18 protein-coding genes and 1 pseudogene are annotated in these 19,102 nt (G+C 73.2%); 11 read left to right on the top strand and 8 right to left on the bottom strand.

The features are described from left to right. The first annotated feature begins 12 nt into the window (after positions 1 to 12). Both BBH68_RS07895 and BBH68_RS07890 read left to right on the top strand, forming a co-directional pair. Positions 13 to 756: a response regulator transcription factor gene (locus tag BBH68_RS07895; protein ID WP_065960125.1), complete on the top strand. Its 744-nt coding sequence runs from the start codon at positions 13 to 15 to the stop codon at positions 754 to 756. Next, positions 753 to 2,474, top strand: a complete 1,722-nt coding sequence (locus BBH68_RS07890; protein ID WP_065960123.1) for a sensor histidine kinase — start codon at positions 753 to 755, stop codon at positions 2,472 to 2,474. Before BBH68_RS07895 ends, BBH68_RS07890 begins: the two co-directional genes overlap by 4 nt. A 45-nt stretch (positions 2,475 to 2,519) precedes the next feature. On the opposite strand, the gene BBH68_RS07885 is transcribed toward BBH68_RS07890, so the two are convergent. The 5 genes and pseudogenes from BBH68_RS07885 to BBH68_RS07865 form a co-directional block, all read right to left on the bottom strand. Beyond that, positions 2,520 to 3,737 (bottom strand): ABC transporter permease, encoded by a 1,218-nt coding sequence (locus tag BBH68_RS07885; RefSeq protein WP_065960122.1) that lies wholly within the window; start codon positions 3,735 to 3,737, stop codon positions 2,520 to 2,522. A 194-nt stretch (positions 3,738 to 3,931) separates the two neighbouring features. Continuing rightward, positions 3,932 to 4,624, bottom strand: a pseudogene (locus BBH68_RS07880) (ABC transporter ATP-binding protein); the annotation flags it as partial. Continuing rightward, on the bottom strand, positions 4,621 to 5,778 hold the full coding sequence (locus BBH68_RS07875; protein WP_065960121.1) for a peptidoglycan-binding domain-containing protein: 1,158 nt from the start codon (positions 5,776 to 5,778) through the stop codon (positions 4,621 to 4,623). The gene BBH68_RS07875 and the pseudogene BBH68_RS07880, both read right to left, overlap by 4 nt. After that, entirely contained in the window at positions 5,778 to 6,380 is a 603-nt protein-coding gene (locus BBH68_RS07870) for a hypothetical protein (protein ID WP_065960119.1), read from the bottom strand. The genes BBH68_RS07875 and BBH68_RS07870 overlap by 1 nt, the downstream gene beginning before the upstream one ends. A gap of 122 nt (positions 6,381 to 6,502) precedes the next feature. Then, positions 6,503 to 7,348, bottom strand: coding sequence for a DUF1963 domain-containing protein (locus BBH68_RS07865; protein WP_065960117.1), 846 nt, complete (start codon positions 7,346 to 7,348; stop codon positions 6,503 to 6,505). Positions 7,349 to 7,565: 217 nt separating this feature from the next. Here BBH68_RS07865 and BBH68_RS07860 point away from each other — a divergent pair, with 217 nt between their 5' ends. The 3 genes from BBH68_RS07860 (at position 7,566) to BBH68_RS07850 (ending at position 10,038) form a co-directional block, all read left to right on the top strand. Then, the gene (locus tag BBH68_RS07860) at positions 7,566 to 8,282 is read left to right on the top strand and encodes a DUF899 family protein (protein ID WP_245737949.1); all 717 of its coding nucleotides are present in this window, start codon (positions 7,566 to 7,568) and stop codon (positions 8,280 to 8,282) included. Between the two features lie 89 nt (positions 8,283 to 8,371). Next, positions 8,372 to 9,304, top strand: coding sequence for an NAD-dependent epimerase/dehydratase family protein (locus tag BBH68_RS07855; RefSeq protein ID WP_065960115.1), 933 nt, complete (start codon positions 8,372 to 8,374; stop codon positions 9,302 to 9,304). Between the two features lie 215 nt (positions 9,305 to 9,519). Then, the gene (locus tag BBH68_RS07850; RefSeq protein ID WP_065960112.1) at positions 9,520 to 10,038 is read left to right on the top strand and encodes a hypothetical protein; all 519 of its coding nucleotides are present in this window, start codon (positions 9,520 to 9,522) and stop codon (positions 10,036 to 10,038) included. A gap of 562 nt (positions 10,039 to 10,600) precedes the next feature. Here the strand turns inward: BBH68_RS07850 and BBH68_RS07845 are convergent. Together BBH68_RS07845 and BBH68_RS07840 are read right to left on the bottom strand one after the other, a co-directional pair. Further along, the gene (locus tag BBH68_RS07845; protein WP_065960179.1) at positions 10,601 to 11,575 is read right to left on the bottom strand and encodes a helix-turn-helix domain-containing protein; all 975 of its coding nucleotides are present in this window, start codon (positions 11,573 to 11,575) and stop codon (positions 10,601 to 10,603) included. 360 nt (positions 11,576 to 11,935) lie between these two features. After that, positions 11,936 to 12,385: an ATP-binding protein gene (locus BBH68_RS07840; RefSeq protein WP_065960111.1), complete on the bottom strand. Its 450-nt coding sequence runs from the start codon at positions 12,383 to 12,385 to the stop codon at positions 11,936 to 11,938. A gap of 165 nt (positions 12,386 to 12,550) precedes the next feature. Here BBH68_RS07840 and BBH68_RS07835 point away from each other — a divergent pair, with 165 nt between their 5' ends. The 4 genes from BBH68_RS07835 to BBH68_RS41395 all read left to right on the top strand — a co-directional run bounded on the left by BBH68_RS07835 (position 12,551) and on the right by BBH68_RS41395 (position 16,767). Then, entirely contained in the window at positions 12,551 to 13,369 is an 819-nt protein-coding gene (locus BBH68_RS07835; protein WP_065960109.1) for a helix-turn-helix domain-containing protein, read from the top strand. Beyond that, positions 13,366 to 13,551: a DUF397 domain-containing protein gene (locus BBH68_RS07830; protein ID WP_065960108.1), complete on the top strand. Its 186-nt coding sequence runs from the start codon at positions 13,366 to 13,368 to the stop codon at positions 13,549 to 13,551. Before BBH68_RS07835 ends, BBH68_RS07830 begins: the two co-directional genes overlap by 4 nt. 30 nt (positions 13,552 to 13,581) lie before the next feature. Beyond that, positions 13,582 to 15,078 (top strand): protein kinase domain-containing protein, encoded by a 1,497-nt coding sequence (locus tag BBH68_RS07825; RefSeq protein ID WP_141712966.1) that lies wholly within the window; start codon positions 13,582 to 13,584, stop codon positions 15,076 to 15,078. 99 nt (positions 15,079 to 15,177) lie between these two features. Further along, positions 15,178 to 16,767 (top strand): protein kinase domain-containing protein, encoded by a 1,590-nt coding sequence (locus BBH68_RS41395; RefSeq protein ID WP_076972160.1) that lies wholly within the window; start codon positions 15,178 to 15,180, stop codon positions 16,765 to 16,767. Between the two features lie 51 nt (positions 16,768 to 16,818). Here the strand turns inward: BBH68_RS41395 and BBH68_RS07815 are convergent, their stop codons facing one another. Then, positions 16,819 to 17,364, bottom strand: a complete 546-nt coding sequence (locus tag BBH68_RS07815; RefSeq protein WP_065960104.1) for a hypothetical protein — start codon at positions 17,362 to 17,364, stop codon at positions 16,819 to 16,821. 168 nt (positions 17,365 to 17,532) lie between these two features. On the opposite strand from BBH68_RS07815, the gene BBH68_RS07810 reads away from it, so the two are divergent. Next, the gene (locus BBH68_RS07810; RefSeq protein WP_065960177.1) at positions 17,533 to 17,997 is read left to right on the top strand and encodes a MerR family transcriptional regulator; all 465 of its coding nucleotides are present in this window, start codon (positions 17,533 to 17,535) and stop codon (positions 17,995 to 17,997) included. 47 nt (positions 17,998 to 18,044) lie between these two features. Next, the gene (locus BBH68_RS07805; protein ID WP_065960174.1) at positions 18,045 to 19,058 is read left to right on the top strand and encodes an aldo/keto reductase; all 1,014 of its coding nucleotides are present in this window, start codon (positions 18,045 to 18,047) and stop codon (positions 19,056 to 19,058) included. Positions 19,059 to 19,102 lie beyond the last annotated feature (44 nt).

Genomic DNA, 19,102 nt, shown 5'->3' with positions numbered 1-19,102 from the left:
GGGGGTGGGCTGGTGAGCGCGCGCGTCCTGGTCGCCGAGGACGACGAGAAGCAGGCGAGGCTGATCCGGATCTATCTGGAGCGGGAGGGAAACGCCGTCCAGACCGTCCACGACGGCCGCTCGGCCATCGACCGGGCCAGGACCACCCGCCCCGACCTCATCGTGCTCGACGTGATGATGCCGCAGGTCGACGGCCTGGATGTGTGCCGCATCCTGCGCACCGAGTCCCAGGTGCCGATCCTGCTGCTGACCGCGCGGTCCACCGAGGAGGACATGCTCCTCGGGCTCGACCTCGGCGCCGACGACTACATGACCAAGCCGTACAGCCCCCGGGAGCTGACCGCGCGCGTCAGGGCCCTGCTGCGGCGGTCCCGGGCCGCCGGCGGGGAGCCGACGGTCATCAGGGCCGGGGCGCTGGAGATCGACACCGCGCGCTTCGAGGTGCGGCTGGCGGGCGAGGTGATCGCGCTGACCGGCAAGGAGTTCGCCATCCTGGCCCTGCTGGCGGGCGAGCCGGGGCGCGCCTTCACCCGGGCGCAGATCATCGACCGCGTCTTCGGCTTCGAGCAGAACGTGCTGGAGCGGACCGTGGACGCGCATGTGATGAACCTGCGCCGCAAGCTGGAGCGCGGGCCCGGGACGCCCCGCATGCTGGAGACCGTCTACGGGCGCGGCTACCGGCTCGCGGACCCGGACCGGGGCGGCTCGGGGGACCGGGGTGACGGGGGCGACCGGGGCCGGGGTTCGGATCGGTGAGCTTCCGGCTGCGGGCGCTGGCCCTGGTGATGCTGCTCGTCGTCGCCGCCACCGCCGCCACCGCCTGGCTGACGCTGCGCCAGGCCTCGCGCCAGGCCAACGAGACCGCCGCCGCGGACCGGGCCGACATCAACCGCGTCACGGGCGAGCTGCGCCAGTACGGCCTGCGGCACGGCACCTGGGACGGCGTCGCCCCCGCCGTACGCGAGCTGGCCACCGCCACCGGGCAGCGGATACGGATCACCACCACGACCGGGTCCGGGGCGGTGGTGGCCGACTCGGACGTCCTCATGGGCCGCGAGCCCCGCAGGACCGGCCCCGGCGCCCCGCTCCTGGTGGACCCGCGCCCCGAACTGCGGCTGCCCGCCGGGCTGGCGCCCGTGGCGGCCTTCAAGACCACCGCCCTGGAGATCGCCCGATACCGCTCCGGGACGGCGTACGCGGCGTGCCTGACCCGGGCGGGCACCGAGGTGACGGTCGGCCGGGACGAGCACGGCGTCCCGACGTACGCGGCGGGCCGGAGGACCGGAGGCGGCGGCACGCCGGCGTCCGACGGGCCCTGCCGGCGCGCGAAGACGTCATCGGCGCAGTACACCCGGTACGACGAGGCCGCGAGAACCTGCCTGTCGGGCGCGGGTGCGGGCGGGGGCGCGGACGCGGGTGCGGGCGCGGATGCGGGCGGGGGCGCGGGCATCACCCCCTGCCTCCAGCGGGTCTTCGCGGAACAGGTCCGCGACGCCGCCCCGCCGCCCCTCCAGGTCCGGCTCGGCGCCCTCGACGACCCCCCGTCCACCCTCGCCGCCGCGCCCGCGGTCACCGTCGCCGTGGCCGTCGCCGCGGCGGCCATCCTCGGCGCGCTGCTGCTCAGCCGTACGGTGCTGCGCCCGGTCAGCGCCCTGACCGCGGCCTCCCGCGGCCTCGGCGAGGGCGACCTGGCCCGGCGGGTGCCCGTGACCGGCCGGGACGAGATCGCCGAACTCGGCCGCTCCTTCAACCGCATGGCCGAATCACTCCAGGCCAGCGAGGAGCGGCAGCGCCGGCTCGTCGGGGACGTCGCGCATGAGCTGCGCACCCCGCTGGCCAATCTGCGGGGCTATCTCGAGGCGCTGCGCGACGGGGTCGTCGAGCCGGACCCCGAGCTGCTGGACTCGCTCCACGAGGAAGTCCTGCTCCAGCAGCGGATCGTCGACGACCTCCAGGACCTGGCGCTCGCCGAGGCGGGCGCCCTCACCTACCACCGCGACCACACCGACCTGGGCGAGCTGCTGGAGACCTGCCGCACCGCCCACCGGGCCCAGGCCGAGCGCGCCGGGGTCACCCTCACCGCCACGGTGCCCGCCGGGCCCGTGTACGCGCACGCCGACGCGGACCGGCTGCGGCAGGCCGTCGGCAACCTGGTGAGCAACGCCGTACGGGCCACCGCGCCCGGCGGCGGCGTCCGGCTGACCCTGGAGCGCCGCGCCGCGGAGGCCGTCGTACGGGTGAGCGACACGGGGCACGGCATCCCCGCCGAGCAGTTGCCGCACGTCTTCGAGCGCTTCTGGCGGGCCGACGCCGCGCGGGGGAGGGCCACCGGCGGCAGCGGGCTCGGGCTGTCCATCACACGCCAGATCGTGAAGGACCATCAGGGGACGATCGGGGTGGAGAGCGAGGTCGGCGTCGGCACGACGTTCACCATGGTGCTCCCGCTCCCGTCGACCGAGGCGCCCGCGGACTGACGCCCCCGCCGAGCAGCCGGCGGGGGCGTCGCCGCTCCGGCGCGCTCAGGCGGATCCGGCGAGCGCCTGGGTCGGGGCCAGCCGGCCGGCCCGGATGGCCGGATACAGCCCCGCCAGCGCCCCGATGGCCAGCGTGACCCCGACCCCGGCCGCGGTGGCCCACAGCGGCACCTCCGTCGGCCAGCCCCGCACCGCCGCGTACACGGCCGTGATGCCCGTGCCCAGCACCGCCCCCGCCGCCCCGCCGAGCGCGCACAGCAGCAGCGACTCGGTGACGAACTGCCCCCGGATCTGCCCGCTGGTGGCGCCCAGCGCCCTGCGCAGCCCGATCTCCGGGCGGCGCTCAAGCACGGAGATGACCATCGTGTTGCCCACCCCCACGCCCCCCACCAGCAGCGCCACCCCGCCGAGCCCCAGCAGCAGCCCGGTCAGCGCCGACTCGGTCGCCTCCCGCGCGGCCAGCGCGTCGGAGGGCCGGGAGACGACGACCTGGTTCGGATGCTCGGGGTTGGCGGTCGCCGCGAGCACATCCCGCACCGCGGTCACCCGGTCCTCCTCCGTGCGCACGTACACGGTCGACGGGTGGCCGTCGAAGCCCAGGTACTCCCGCGCGGCCGGCCAGCCGACCAGCGCGGCCTGATCCAGTTCGGGCGCGAGCGGCACCGGGTCCACGATGCCCACCAGCGAGAACCATGTGCCGCCCAGCCACAGCCGGGTGCCCGGGGTGTGCACGTCAAGCCGCCGGGCCGCCTCCCGGCCGAGCACCACGCCCGGGTACTCGGCGGTGGCCGAATCCAGCCACCTGCCCGTACGGATCTTTCCGCCCACCGACGCCAACAGCCGCGGCTCGGCCGCCAGCACCTCGATGCTCCCGGTGCGCCCGCTGGGCATGTGCTCGTTCCGGTACACCTTGGCGTCCCCGACCGCGCCCGTCGCCGCGACCTGCCGCACCGGGCCGATCCGCCGGATCATCGCCGTGGACTCCTCGGGCAGCCGGGAGCTCTGGCCCAGGGACTGGCTGGGGGAGACGCGCAGCAGATTGGTGCCGAGCCGGTCCAGCCGGCGGTCCACCTCGGCCCGCCCGGACATGGAGATCCCGACGACCGCGAGCATCGCGGCCACGCCGATCGCGATGCCCAGCGCGGACAGAAGCACCCGCAACGGCCGGGTACGCAGCCCGGTCCCGCCCAAGCGGACGAAGTCCCCGGGGCGCAGCCGAGCCGCCCGCAACCCGCGCTTCCCTGAGACCTGCCGCCCCCTCATGACCGCCCCCAGCCCGCGGCCGCGCCCGCGTCGGCGGCGCCCGGTGGCCCGGCGGCGCCTGTAACGGCCGGCGATCCCGCCGCGCCCGCCGCGCCCGGCGGGGCCGCGGCGGCAGCCGGGCCAGCCGGGTCAGGCGGAGTGGTGGCGCCCTGCGGGGCCGCCGCGGCCGGCGACCCGGCCGTGCCCCGCAGGGCCACCGCGCCCGCCGGCCCCCGCGTGTCGCTGTCCGCGACGATCCGGCCGTCGCGGATCTCCACCCGACGGTCCAGCGCCGCGGCCAGCTCGCGGTCGTGGGTGATCACCACCACCGTCGTACCGGCCGCGTGCAGCTCCCGCAGCAGGTCCAGCACCGCCGCGCCCGAGGCCGAGTCCAGGTTGCCGGTGGGCTCGTCGGCCAGGAGCAGCGCGGGCTCGCCGATCACCGCGCGGGCCACGGCGGCCCGCTGGCGTTCCCCGCCGGAGAGCTGGTGGGGGAGGTGGCGGGCGCGGTGGCCGAGGCCCACCCGGGCCAGCGCGGCCGAGGCCCTGCGGCGGCGCTCCCGCAGGGGTACGCCCGCGTACAGCAGCCCGTCGGCGACCGTGTCGAGCACCGGCACGCCCACCGCCAGGTGGAACTGCTGGAACACGAAGCCGATCCGCTGCGCCCGCAGCGCGGCCAGCTCCCGGTCGGACAGCCGCGCCACGTCGTGGCCGTCGATCGTGATCCGCCCGGTGGTCGGCCGGTCGAGGGTGCCCATCAGGTGCAGCAGGCTCGACTTGCCGGAACCGGACGGGCCGACGACGGCGACCAACTCCCCGGAGCGGATGAGCAGATCCATCTCGCGGACCGCCGCCACCCCACCCGGATAGGTCTTCGTGACGCCCTCGAAGACGACGACGGGCCTCACTCGGGAATCCTCACCTTCATGCCCTCGCGGACCGCCGGGCCGCTGACCTCGACCTTGCCGTTCGCGAACAGGCCCGTCTTGACGGCGACGAAGCGACTGCCCTTCTCGCTACCAGACCCGCCGGCACCGTCGGCACCGTCGCCGTCGGCCAGTTCGAGCCCGTGGCCGCCCTCGGCGAGCGCCACCAGGGCGGCCACCGGCACGGTCAGCACGTTCTCGCGCTTGCGACCCACGTAACGAACGGTCACCGGGGTGCTGTTCAGCCGGCCCAGGGCCTCCTGGTCGCTGATGCGGATGAGGACCGGGACCTTGGCGTTCTTCGCTGCGTCCCCCTCGCCGCCCCCACCCCCGTCGCCCCCGTCGCCGCCCCCGTCGCCCTGTGCCGGGGAGGCGTTCTGCCCGATCTCGGCCACCCGGCCCTTGACCGTGTGCCCGCCCGGCAGCTCGACGGTCACCCGATTGCCGCGCTCCGCCCAGCCGGTCTCCCCGGCGGGCGCCTCGACGGTGACCGAGCGCGCGGTGCTCGTGTAGCTGAGCACGGTGCCCGTGGCCTGGGCACCCACCCGGACGCTCGTGCGGGCGATCCGGACCGGCCCGGAGACATACGCGATGTCCCCGATCCCCACCTTGCCGGTCCTGGGCCTGCCGAGGTCCTTCTGCCAGCGCTTCACCGCGTCGGCGGTCAGCTGGGAGTACGTGTCGTCCACGGTGAAGCCGGAGTAGCCGAGCATGGCCAGGTTGGACTCGAACTGCTTGACGTCGAGGCCCCGCAGGGGCCGGTCCGGGTCCCGGCCGACCGCCAGCTCCCGGTACATCGGCAGGTTCCCGTACATCAGCACCACGGGCTTCTCGTCCACCCGCAGCAGCGTCCCGCCCCGCGTGATGGTCTTCTCGGCCTGCGGCAGCCAGGTGACGGTGCCTTCCGCCCGGGCCTCGAAGGGGACCTCAGGCCCGTGGTCCAGCGTCCCGTCCACCGCCGTCTCGTCGACCAGCGTGCCGCGCGTGACCCGCACCGTCCGGTCACCGCGCCCGGAGTCCGGCCCGCCGGAGTCCGGGCCGTCCCCGCCGCCGAGCCCCAGCGCGCCGACCACCGCCACCGCGCTGACCGCCACGGCCCCCGCCGCCACCAGCACGGCCCTGCGCCGGACGCCCATCAGCCCTTGCCCTTACCGGGGTCGACCGGGTCCCCGATGATCGGGGCGCAGATGCGGATGGCCCGCTTGGCGCGTGCCGAGGTCGGGTCCCACTTCATCTCGCCGTCGTTCGCGAAGTCCTGGTCGGAGTAGCCGTCGTCGCCGACGTCCGGGGCCTCGGGGACCCCGTTCTCCTGCATGCACTTCGCGTAGCGCTTCCTGGTCGCGATCTCCTTCGCGGACAGCTTCGGCACCTGCTGCCGCTCGAGTTCCTCGGGCACCGGGAGCGAGAACTCCTGGCACTTCACCTGGGCCCGGGTGAACTTCGGGTCCGCCTTCAGCTCCCGGGCGTCGCCGTAGTCGATGCGCCCCTTCGCGTCGGGGTCGGGGACGTCGACCCCCTCCTCGCGCAGACACCTGACGTACCTGCGCTGCCCCTCGACGTACCGCGCGATCTCGCCCTGGCCCGTCTTCGACGCCTTGGCCTTGCCGTCACCCGCCGAGGCCACCTCGTCCCCGCCTCCGCCGCCCCCGCCACAACCGCCCAGCCCCAGCGCCACCACCGACACCACCACGGCCGGCCACACCCGGGCCGCGAACCGCCGACGCGCACATGCCTTCATGGATACGGATCCCTCATCGCTCGTGACCGCCCGGCCGCCGGTGCGGTCGGGCGGGCTCGAACGTACGAGGGGTCCTTTGAAGAACCTATGAAGAAGCCATCAAGAACCGTCGCGGGAGAGTGTCACCAGATGTCGGGGGTCGGGATCGCCCGGCGAAAGTCCCCGGTCCGCAGCGCCTCGGTGGGGATCGACCAGTGCATCCAGCCGCCGTCGCCGCCGATGTACCACTCGTCCTGGCCGGACAGTTGCAGCAGGTGGTGGTAGCGGTTGGGATCCTCGCCCGACGGCAGCATCGGCGAGCTGCCCGTGGGGAACTGGGACCACCCGAAGGCGATGTCCTCGGAATCGAGCGCGCCCGGCCGCTCCGACCACTCGGTGAGCAGCCCTTCCACATAACTCCCGGGCATCGCCCTGGCCATGTCGTCGGCGTCGGGCCCCACGTCGAAGCCGTCCCAGGCCGGGTCCCAGGTGTCGGGGAAGGCGAAACCGGGCGCCGCCGCCCACGGGATCGGCTCGAAGACGCTCGAACGGGCCGGTGGTTCGGTCTCGACGGCGTGGGTGAAACGGGCGGGGATCACCCGGCTCACCTCCGGGTCGTAGTGGCTGTGCTTCAGCATCAGGTCGTACGAGGCCGGGTCGCACTGCTCGGACTCGGCGTCGAGATAGAAGAAGTTGAGCAGGCCCGCCCCGGAGGCGGGGAGGACATCGCCGAGCCAGGGGGCCATGGCGTCGGTGTCGAGGACGGCGATCAGACTCAGCGGAAAGCCGTCACAGGCCGGCCAGGGCGTGCCCGGTTCGAGCAGCGCCCTGCCCCCGAACCGGCTGAGCCCCGCGGCCTCCCCGGGGTCCTCGGCTTCGGTCAGCGCGAAACCGGGGCGGGCGAGGTCCACGTAGCGGGCGGCGAGCTCCGGCCCGAGGCGCTCGGCGCAGAAGTCACGCAGGGCGGAGAGGGTGCTCTTGGGATCCATCGCCGCATTCAAACACCGGCCGCCGACAGACGAGGCCCGGGTCGGCCGGTGCGGGCCCGGCGCCACCGGCCGCCGACACGCGAGGCCGGGGTCGGCGGCCCGGTCCGGCGCCACCGCCTGGCCAGGCCGTATCGCCGGTACGGGCCCGGCGCCACCGCCCTGGCCAGGCCGTATTCCGTCCGACTGCACGCTCACCCCGGAACCGCCATAGACTCGAATGACCTCGGGGGCTGCCACCCAGGAGGGCGCGATGATGCGGCACACCCGACTGCCCGGCGAGTCCGCGGACTACCTCGCCGCCCGCGAGGAACTCCGCCTCGCCGAGATCGACCTCATGCGACAGAGAGAGAAGGTCGCGGCCCGCCGCCGGGCGCTGCCCCCGGGGCCGCCGGTCGACGACTACCTCTTCGTCGAAGGCCCCGCCGACCTCGACGCGGGCGACACGCCCGTCCGCGAGACCACCCTGAGCGAGCTGTTCACTGCCCCGGACCGGCCGCTGATCGTCTACCACTTCATGTACGGCAAGCTGCAGACCGACCCGTGCCCCATGTGCACCCTGTGGACCGACGGCTACGACGGCGTCGCCCACCACATCGCCCGCAACGCCGACTTCGTGATCGCCGCGGCCGCCGACCTCCCCGCCCTGCGGCAGCACGCCCGCAACCGCGGCTGGTCCCGGCTGCGCCTGCTGAGCTGCGGGGACAGCAGCTTCAAGTACGACCTGGGCAGCGAGGACAAGGACGGCGAGCAGGACTCCACCGTCTCCGTCTTCACCCGGGACGACGACGGCACGGTCCGCCACTTCTACTCCGCCCACCCGCGCATGGCCGGGGACATCAAGGAGCGCGGCATCGACCTGCTCAGCCCCGTCTGGCAGCTGCTCGACCTCACCCCGGGCGGCCGCGACGACTGGTACCCGCGACTGGACTACTGACCCGTAATTAGTGACCCGTATGTTGGTCCGACCACGGTGGACAGCGGCGTCCTCGAGAAGGAACGGCGTACTGGGAAGGTTGTCTCCTCATGCCCTTACACGTGATCGTCGGAGCGGGGCCGGTCGGATCGGCCACGGCGCGGCTGCTCGCCGGACGGTTGGAGAAGGTCCGGCTGGTGACGCGGCGGGGGACGGGCCCGGAACACCCCGCCATCGAGCGGGTCGCGGCCGACGCGACCGACGCGGCGGGGCTGGCTCGGCTCACCGAGGGCGCGGTGGCCCTCTACAACTGCGCGAGCCCTCCCTACCACCGCTGGGCGCGGGACTGGCCGCCGCTGGCCGACGCGCTGCTGAGCGCCGCCCGGCGGACCGGCGCCGTGCTGGTCACCACCTCCAACCTCTACGGCTACGGCCCGGTGGACGGCCCCATCACCGAGCAGGCCCCGCTGCGCGCGGAAGGCGTCAAGGGCCGCGTACGGGCCGGGATGTGGCGCGACGCCCTGGCCGCGCACGAGGCAGGCGAGGTCAGGGCCACCGAGGTGCGCGGCTCCGACTACCTGGGCGCGGGCACCCAGTCGCTGCTCACCGTCGCCGTGCTGCCCAAGGTGCTGGCCGGCCGGCGGGCGGTGGTGCCCGCCGACCCGGACGCGGCACACAGCTGGACGTACGTCGGCGATGTCGCCCGCACCCTCGTGGCGGTCGCCACCGACGAGCGCGCCTGGGGCCGACCCTGGCACGTGCCGACCGCCCCGCCCCACTCGATCCGCGACCTGGCCACCGCCGCCTGCGCCGGCGCAGGCGCCCCAGCGCCCCGTCTGGCCCCCATGCCGGGGGCGGTGCTGTGGCTCGGCGGCCTGGTCAGCCCCCTGGTCCGCGAACTCCGCGAGACGCAGTACCAGTTCCGGAAGCCGTTCGTCATGGACTCCACGGCCGCGACCACGACCTTCGGTATCCATCCCACCGCGATCGAGGACGCGTTGGAGGAGACCGTACGGGCCGTGCGGGGCGGCGAGGACGACTGAGCCACGGCCCGCCGGGCCTGTGATCTCAGGCCTTGGGCCTCCGGGCCTTCGGGCGTCCCGGACCGTCCGGGACTGTCCGGGACACCCCTGCGCCCGGAGCCATCCCCGGCCGCCGCGGTTACCTTCGCAGCAGAAGGTTCGCATCGGAAGGCGGAAGACGGGGGAACACGGGGACCGCCGCGGTCCCCGGGCCCGTTCCGGTCACGGAGGTTGTTGTGCACAGGTATGTGATCACCGCGAGTGTGCTGGCGGCGGGAGTGGCGCTGCTGACCGCCTGCGGGGGTTCCTCGGACGGCCCGTCCGGCCGGGCCGCCCCGCCGGCGGCGACCAGCGGGCCCACGGGCGCCGACGGCGGCGACACCGTCCGTACTCCCTCCTCGGCGGAGCTGGACTTCACCTGGTTCCCGGAGGGCACCTCGACCGTGTCCCCCCTCGGGATCCGTCACGGCGAGGCGATGATGCCGACGGTGAACCAGTGCGACGGCAAGGTCACCTTCGGCGAGGAGGTGACCATCTCCTTCCCCTGCGGCACCGACCGCGCCCGGGGCACGCTGCGGGTCAACGAGGCCGCCGACAAGCTCTCGATCGCGTGGAGCAGCGGCGTCACCGACACCTTCGTCAAGCGCGCCGACCTCACCGTCCCCGACCCGACGATCACGGGGACGCCCGACATGGACGACCTCCAGCGGCAGCTCGACGAGTTGCAGGGCCTCGTGGACGACCAGACCGGCTGACCGGCTCAGCGCGCGGCGGCCCGCCGGCCCGACGCCGGCTCTCAGGACACGGGGGTGGTCCTGAGGGCCGGCGTCGTCGTACGCAGCCCTTCCTCGGTGGCGTGCGCGTCCGCCGCGCGCGCCACGGCGGACGAGGCCCGGCACAGCGCGACAGGCGCCGATGCAGGTGGCTGAGGTTCACGTCGTGTTGCCCTTCGGCGAGCACCGTCCGGTACATGCTCATCCGCGACCGCGGCCGGTCGAGATCGAACCGCGTCAGCCCGGACCACGCCACGTGTTCTTGCATAGCGCTGCCGCAGCACCTCGGCAGCAGACAGTGACGCCCTGATCAGCAAGGCGTTCGTTGCCTCATCGTCCTTCATGGACCGGCACGTCACTGCTCTGCGGAGGCTTGCCGCGTGGCGGGCGTGAATGAAGCTGTTCGATCCCGGTCTCGGCGGTGATCTTCTCGGCAGCGTGGCGTTGCCAGAACCCTTCCGCGTCCCATCGCTGAGCCTGGCTGAAGTGACGCTCCCGCGCCTCCGTGTGCCAGTGGCCGCGCATTCGCCGCAGGAGTCTCCGTCTACGCGGCAAGGGCCGGGGCCTCGTTCGCCTGTCGGCAGTCGCGGCAGAGGCCGGCATGGGGCGCGCGGAAGGCGCGGTCGCAGCCGTCGCAGTTCTGGAGGGGGACGACCGGAGGGCGTGGGGTGGGCTCGGGCGGCTGGTCCGCTGGGAGGTGCGGCGGGAGCAGGACGGTGAGGCGGTGGGCGAGGAGCGCGGTGGGATGGCGCAGGTCCGGCGGCAGGCCGGCCGCCAGGGCACGGCGTACGGCTTCGGGGGCGGCCCCACGCTCCAGCCAGGCAGCCACGGCCGGGGCGAGGCGGCGTACGTCGCGCTCGGGGAGAAGCAGCCGGGCGTCGTCGTGGCGCAGGGCGGCCAACAGCGCGGCGGCGGTGCGCATGCGCTCGGGCACGGGTGTGGTGGGTCGGGGAAGGGGCGGCGGCGGTACGCGGCGCTCGGCGGGGCGGTGGGCAGGGGCGGGGCTCGGAGCAGGGGCCGGAGCAGCGGTAGGGGCGGCAGCGGGGCCGAGCGCAGGAGAAGCGGCAGAGGCCGGAGCGGGGTCGGGGTCCGCGTCGGCGTCGGGAGCGGGGGCGGCGGCCGTGCTGGAGGGGGAGTCGCTGGTCTTCGGCTTCGGTGACTTCTGCGACGACGGCACGGCCCGCAGGGGAGCGAGGCGCCCGGCCTGCGCCTCGCGTGCGCGGCGCGCACGGGTGGCCTCGGGGAAGTTGTATGCGAACGTCCGGCTGATGAACTGCCCCTGGGGCGTCCGCTCCCGGACCCGCTCGATGTACCCGTGCGCCTCCAACTCCCGCAGCGCGGCGGCGATCTTCGCCCGGCCCTCCGGGAACTTCTCGGCGAGCGTCTTGATGTCCACCGGCGAGCCGTCGGGCAGCGACAGGATGTGCGTGCCGAGGCCGATCGCGGTCAGGGAGAGGTCGTGGTGCTGGGAGAGGTGGTGGCCGATGATCGTGTACTGGGCAGGCTGGTATTCACTCACGACGGTGACTCCGCTGGTGGATCGACGAACCAGGTAACGGGCGCGCGGCGGCGCGCTAAGCTGCTGCTCAGCCATCAGGAAGGCCTTTTCTTCCTCGGTGGTCAGGCCCTCGATCGGGAAGCCACTCCCGGCCGGGGGCCGTCGCATGTCTGGGGGTTGCCAAGACCGAGCCTGCCTCGCCAATCCGCGTCCGCGCCAGCCGAGTTGGGCGGATTCACCTATCTGGGTGACGGTGTGGGGTTTGGTTGGGTTGGGTGGGTTCTTTACCAGGGTTCTTTGTCTTTGATGGCCCGTCGCGCCAGCGCGCGAGCCACCAGAGCCAGCATTTCCGGCCTGCGGTGGGGCGGGGGTTCGGAGGGCTCAGAGGGGCAGAGTCAGCTCGGCCCACACCGTCTTGCAGATCAGCTCGGGGACGACGCCCCAGCGGTCCGCCAACTGCTCGACGAGCAGCAGCCCATGCCCCGACTCGCCATTGGTCTCCCCGCGTCGGCGGACGGTCGGCAGCCGTTCCGTACGCGGGTCCCGTACCTCGATGCGCAGCGTCGCGGTCGGGCCGTTGGCCGTGACGACCAGCGTGATGCGGAAGTTCCGCCCCGGCACGCGGCCGTGCAGCGCGGCGTTCGCGGCCAGTTCGGCGATGACGAGCGCTGCCGTGTCGTGGGGCAGACCCCAGGCGCGGAGCCGTTCGGTGGCGAGGAGCCGGGCCAGGCGGGCGCCCTTGCGGGTGGCGGAGAGCAGGACGGTGAAGTGGCGGGTGGTGGGCGGCGGCGCGGAAACGGAACTGTCTGTTCGGGTGATTTGTTGGCTCACGTCACTCAGAGTGGCCGCGCGCATCTAGGCTGAAAAGTAGCGACGCCGATACGGACGGTGACCGTCCGGCGGTGTTTCGGCTGCGGTCCGGCGCCTGTCCGGTCCGTACGCCGTGACGCGCTCCGGGCGGATGCGTTGATCACAGCCGGACCTCGGAGGTGGGGCATGGACCAGGAGTGGGATGACGACAGCGGCGCGGTGATGAGGGCGGTCGGCCGCCAGATCAAACTGTGGCGCGAGGCGGCGGGGCTGAAGCAGGCGGAGTTCGGGGCGGCGATCGGATACGGGGAGGAGATGGTTTCGGCCGTCGAGCGGGCGCGGCGGATCCCTCGGCCGGAGTTCCTGGACAAGGCGGATGAGGTTCTGGGGGCGGACGGCAAGATCTCGGCGATGAAGAAGGACGTCGCGGAGGCGCGGTATCCGAAGAAGGTGCGGGATCTGGCGAAGCTGGAGAGGGAGACGGTCGAGCTGGGCGCCTACGGCAACACCGTTGTGCACGGCCTGCTGCAGACGGAGGACTACGCTCGCGCACTGTTCGGCCAGCGGCGTCCGTCGTACAGCCAGGACGAGTTCGAGCGCCTGGTGTCCGCGCGTATGGCACGGCAGATGATTTTCGATGAGCCGCATGCGCCACTGCTGACCTTCGTCCAGGAAGAGGCGGTGCTGCGGCGTCCGATCGGGGGCAGAATGGTGTGGCGGCACCAGCTCGAACATCTGCTTGAACTTGGGAAGTTGCGAAACGTCGAAATCCAGGTGATGCCCACTGAGTGCGAGGACCACGCAGGGCTCGGTGGCTCCCTCCAAGTGCTCAAGCTCAGGGACGGTACGACGGTTGGGCACAACGAAGTTCAGCTCACCAGCCGTCTGATCTCCGATCCCAAAGAGGTCCAGGTCCTTGAGATGCGCTATGGCATGATCCGAGCGCAGGCTCTCAGGCCACGGGAGTCGTTGGCCTTCATCGAGAAACTACGGGGAGAGACATGACCCTTAAGCCCTCCGAGTGGACGAAGAGCAGCTACAGCACCAACGACGGCCCCGAGTGCGTCGAGGTCGCCTGGATCAAGAGCAGCATCCGCATTCGAGACTCCAAGCACCCCCACGGCCCCCAACTCACCGTCACCCCCGCCGCCTGGACGGCCTTCGTCACCTACGCGGGCCGTCGCTGAGCGACGCGCACTTGGCTGATCGGGGGAGCCTTGTCAACGCTTGGCCGGGGCGCGGAGTTGGCGTCCGGACGTTATGTCGTGCGGGAGGAGCTGGGCCGGGGCGGCATGGCGGCCGTCTACCGGGCACACGACACGGCCTTGGACCGCGTGGTCGCGGTCAAGGTCATGCATGGGGAGCTGGGGCGGGATCCGTCGTTCCGGCGGCGGTTCAAGCGCGAAGCGCAGCTCGCGGCGAGACTGGCGCACGCCCATGTGGTGGCCGTCCACGACATCGGCGAGGAGCCGGACCCCGGGGGCGCGGGGGAGCCCATGCCGTATCTGGTCATGGAGTTCGTCGAGGGCGAGTCCCTGAGGGACCGGCTGGGGCGCGGGCCGGTGGGTGTGGAGGAGGCGCTGCGGATCGTCGCCGATGTGCTGGCGGGCCTTGAGGCCAGCCACGCGCGGGGCATCGTGCACCGCGACATCAAGCCCGCGAACGTGATGCTGACGCCGGACGGCGGGGTCAAGGTGATGGACTTCGGTATCGCCCGGGCGGTGCAGAGCGCGGAGAGCGCGCTGACGGGGACGGGGACGGTGCTGGGCAGCGCGCCGTACATGGCCCCGGAGCAGGCGACGGGCGGGGAGGTCGACGGCCGGACGGACCTGTACGCGGTCGGGGTGATGCTGTTCCAACTCCTCAGCGGTCGGCTTCCGTTCGCAGACGACTCGGTGCCCGCGCTGCTCTACAAGCACGTGCACGTGGCGCCGCCCGCGCTGGCCGAGGTGGGGGTGGATGTCCCACCGGCGGTGCAGGAGCTGGTGACGCGCGCATTGGCCAAGGACCCGGCTGCGCGGTACGCCGACGCGGGGGCGATGCGGGCGGAGGTCGAGGCGGTCCGCGCGGGACGGCCGGGACCACGGGGCCAGGCAGGGCCAGCGGCCCAGCCGGAACAGGCGGGGGCGGCAGGCCCGGCACGGCCCGTAAGGGCGCCCGCGCCGCACGCGCTGGCGCGTTCCACGGCGCGCACACAACCGGCGACGCGGGACTCGTACGCCCCGCCCGGCCGGACCCTTCAGGTCCCAACGGTCCTCGCCCCCGCATCCGCCCGGCCGCACCGCCATCCGTACTGGCTGTTGGCGGCGCTGGGCGTCCTGCCGCCCGCGCTCTTCCTCACGGCCCTCGAGCTGCGCGCGGGAGTGGCGGTCTTCGTCCTGGTCGGTGTCGGCGCGCTGCCGTGGCTGGGTGTGCCGGCCGTACGCTGGCCCAGCGGGCCGGGCTTGATCAGAGCCTCCCTGGTGACGGGGCTGGTCGCCGTGCCGGTGTTGCTCGGGGCCGCCTGGGCGATCGCCGCCGCGACGGACCTGCCGGGGAACGAGGAGGCGTATCTGCCCCCGCTGATGCCCCTGCCCGTGGCCGTGGTCGGCTTCTGCTATGTGATACGGATCCTGATGCAGCCCGAGAAACCACGCGGTGGCGCCGTCGTGGCCGGGGCGATGATCAACGCCGGGGTGCTCGTGGGGTGCTTCGTCGGGATCTTCAGCTTGTGACGCACGCCTCCAGTCGCTGACCGGCGCCGCGCCCACCAACTCGTATGATCGGCAGGCGGTTTGCGCGAGGCGTGTTGGCGGATCGGGGGAGCCTTGGCGGTGCTGGGACCGGGTGCGGAGTTGGCGTCCGGACGTTATGTCGTACGGGAACAGCTCGGTCAGGGCGGCATGGCGGCCGTCTACCGGGCGCATGACACCGGCCTCGACCGCGTCGTCGCGGTCAAGGTCATGCATGGCGAGCTGGGGCGCGATCCGTCCTTCCGGCAGCGGTTCAGGCGGGAGGCGCAGCTCGCGGCCAAGCTGGCGCACCCCAACGTGGTGGGCGTCCATGACATCGGCGAGGAGCCGGACCCCGGTGGCGCCGGGGAGCCGATGCCGTACCTCGTCATGGAGTTCGTGGGCGGCCAGTCCCTGCGGGAGCGGGTGGAGCGCGGACCCGTGGGCGTGGACGAGGCGCTGCGGATCACCGGCGATGTGCTGTCGGGCCTGGAGGCCAGTCACGCCCTGGGCATCGTGCACCGTGACATCAAGCCCGCGAACGTGATGCTGACGGCGGATGGCCGGGTCAAGGTCATGGACTTCGGCATCGCCCGGGCGGTGCAGAGCGCGGAGAGCGCGCTGACGGGTACGGGGACGGTGCTGGGGAGCGCGCCGTACATGGCCCCGGAGCAGGCGACGGGCGGGGAGGTTGACGGCCGGACGGACCTGTACGCGGTCGGGGTGATGCTGTACCAACTCCTCAGCGGCCGACTGCCCTTCGAGGACGACTCGGTGCCCACGCTGCTCTTCAAGCACGTCTACGCGGAGCCGCCCGCGCTGGCCGAGACCGGGGTGCATGTCTCCCCTGCGGTGCAGGAGCTGGTGACGCGCGCGCTGGCGAAGACCCCGGGGGAGCGGTACGCCGACGCGGGGGTGATGCGGGAGCGGGTCGAGGCGGCCCGTACGGGGACAGCGGGGCCGCCACCACACCAGGCCACCCTGCCCGCGTCGGCGGTGCCTCCGGCGCCCCCGGTTTCCCCGTGGCACGCCGCGTCCACCCAGCCGGCCCGGCCCGCCGCGACACCGCCCGGCCCGCCTGCCCCGCCGACTCAGCCCGCCTGGGTCGCCGCGACGCCGCCCGGCCCGCTCGCTCCGCCGACTCCGTCCGCCCCGGCCGCCTTCACCCCTGCGCCCGCACCCCCGTACGCCCAGTCCGCCAGTTCCTTTCCGGCCGCCCCGGCCGCCCCGGCCGCCTTCGCCCCCGCGCCCGCTCGCAGGCGCGTCCGGCAGCTCGACTCTCCGTACCGGCTGCTCACGGCAATGGGCGCCCTGCCGCTGGCATTCCTCCTCGTGGCAAAGGTGTTCCACAGCTTTCCAGTGCCGTTCGCGCTCTTCCTCATCGCGGAGCTGCTGCTGGGTTTCGTGGCCGTACGAGGGGGACCCGACGGGCTGGAGGCGGCCCGTTGCTCCCTGGTGACGGGCCTGGCCGTGGTGCCGCTGACCTTGATCACCGGTGCTGTGGCGACGGCAGCCGTGGACCTGCCGGGGCACGCGGAGACGTATTTCCGGGCGTTCTGGGGGCTGCCCGCCGCCGTGGTGGGCATCTGCTACGGGGCGCAAAGCCTGCAACAGCCCAGGCCGCAGGGCCGGGGCAGGGCGATAGCCGGGGTGGCGATCAACAGCCTGTCGTTGGTGTTTCTGGGGGGTTAGCGAGCCGTTGGCGCGTGGTGGAAGACGCCGCCGGCGCTTGCTCGGCTGGGGTCAGGGAGCGGTCCACTTCACCTTGGTCGCCTTGGCGATCTGGCAGGTCTGCGGCATCGCGGCGGCGTCGCCCTTCCAGGCGGCGGACGCGAGGCTGCTCTTCATGGCCCCGGCCTGGACGGGGAGGTCGGAGAAGCTCGCGTAGACCGCCTGGTCGGGGTGCGCGGAGTTCACGAAGCGGACCTTGACGGAGTAGGCGTAGTCCGCCGCGCCGTGCACGTTGTCGAGCTGGACGATCGCGAACAGCTTGGACGCGTCGCGCAGCTGGCACGACTTGATGCTGACCTCGGCCTTGGACGTGACGGGCTGGGCGGGGCCCGACCCGCCGGCCTGGCCGCTCCCCTTCGCGGACGGCGAGGAGGTGGCCTTCTTGCCCGGCGAGCCGCTGCTGCTCGCGCTCGCCGTCGTGTCCTTCCCCGCCTTTCCGTCCTTCCCGTGGTCGGCGGACGACGCGTCGTCCGATCCGCCGCCGGAGCAGGCGGACAGGGCGAGGAGGGTGGAGGCGGCGAGCGCGCCGAACGCGGCGGCGCGAGGGAGGCGGTGCATGGTGGAGGGTCCCCCGTCAGGACGCGGATCGCCGGCGGACCGGCCGGTTCCGGTTCACGCTAGCACCCGCCGTATCCGCCTCGAGCGCCACCTGCGGCGCGGGTACGGACGCGGGATCGGGCGAAGCCTCTTGCTTCAAGCGCACTTGAAGGTCCTAGCGTGTTCGGCATGACGGTGATCGACAGCAGCCCCGTGACATCCCCGCCCGTGGACGTCTGCGTGTCCGTGGGCTCGGCGCATCCGCGCCCCGACGGCCAGGATCGCTACACGATCCGGGAGGTCGCGGAGTACACGGGGCTCAGCGCGCCCACCCTGCGCTGGTACGAGCAGATCGGGCTGATGCCGCAGGTGCGGCGGTCGCCCACCGGCCAGCGCCTCTTCGACAACAGGGACCTGGACTGGCTCGCCTTCGTGACCAGACTGCGGATGACCGGGATGCCGGTCGCCGACATGGTCCGCTTCGCGGAGCTGGTCCGCCAGGGCGAGGCCACCTTCGCCGAACGGCGGGAGATCCTGCGGCAGACCCGGCGCGAGGTGATCGCGCGTATCGCGGAGTTGCAGGACACCCTCTTCGTACTCGAATCCAAGATCGACTTTTACGGGGGCGCCCAAGGGGCGTCGGAAAGGGCCTGAGCGCCATCATGAGCAGCATCAGCAACGCCAGCAGCACCAGCGAGACCATGGAACAGATCCGCAAGGTCGAGCTGGGCACCGGCGGCCCCGTCGTCGGCGTCCAGGGCTTCGGCGCCATGGGCATCAGCGCGGCCTACGGGGAGACGGACGACGCGGCGGCCCGCGACACCCTGGAGGCCACCGTCGAGGCGGGTGTCACCCTCATCGACACCGCCGACATGTACGGCGGTGGCGCCAACGAGGAGTTCCTGGCGCCGTTCGTGGCCGCGCACCGCGACGAGATCACCCTGGCCACCAAGTTCGGCTTCGAGTACCGGTCCGACGACCCGGGCTACCGGGCCATCCGCAACGACCCCGCGTACATCAAGAAGGCCGTCGAGGCGAGCCTGCGCCGCCTGGACGTCGAGGTCATCGACCTCTACTACATGCACCGCCGCAACCCCGACGTCCCGCTCGCCGAGTCCGTCGGCGCCATGGCGGAACTGGTGGGGGAAGGCAAGGTCAAGCACCTGGGCCTGAGCGAGGTCACCGGCGCCGAGCTGCGCGAGGCGCACGCCGTGCACCCGATCGCCGCCCTCCAGACGGAGTGGTCGGTCTTCAGCCGGGACGTCGAGCGCAGCGCGGTGGGCGCGGCCGCCGATCTCGGGGTCGCCTTCGTGCCGTACTCGCCGCTCGGGCGGGGCTTTCTGACCGGTGCCTTCACCGACGCGGGCAAGGAACTCTCCGGCGGCGACTTCCGGCAGTTGCTGCCGCGCTTCACCGGGGACAACGCCAAGGCGAACGCCGCTCTCCTGGCGCCCCTCCACCAGATCGCCGCCGACCGAGGCGCCACCACGGCGCAGATCGCCCTGGCCTGGTTGCACCAGCGGTCCCAGGTGCACGGCCTGACCGTCGTACCGATCCCCGGCACCCGCAGGCGCGCCCGCCTCCTCGAGAACGCCGCCGCCACCCGGATCACGCTGACCCCCGGGGAGCTGGCGCTGCTGGAGCCGATCGCCGGCCAGGTGGCGGGCGAGCGCTACTCGGATATGTCCCTCACCTCCGTGGCCCGGGAGGCCTAGCCCCAAGGCCAGGGACTTTGTGGTGAGTATGGGACTTTGTGGTG

It is taken from the genome of Streptomyces sparsogenes (assembly GCF_001704635.1).
GTDB lineage: Bacteria > Actinomycetota > Actinomycetes > Streptomycetales > Streptomycetaceae > Streptomyces > Streptomyces sparsogenes.
The sequence above is the reverse complement of the archived record's forward strand: the minus strand, read 5'-3'. Positions and strand labels throughout refer to the sequence as shown.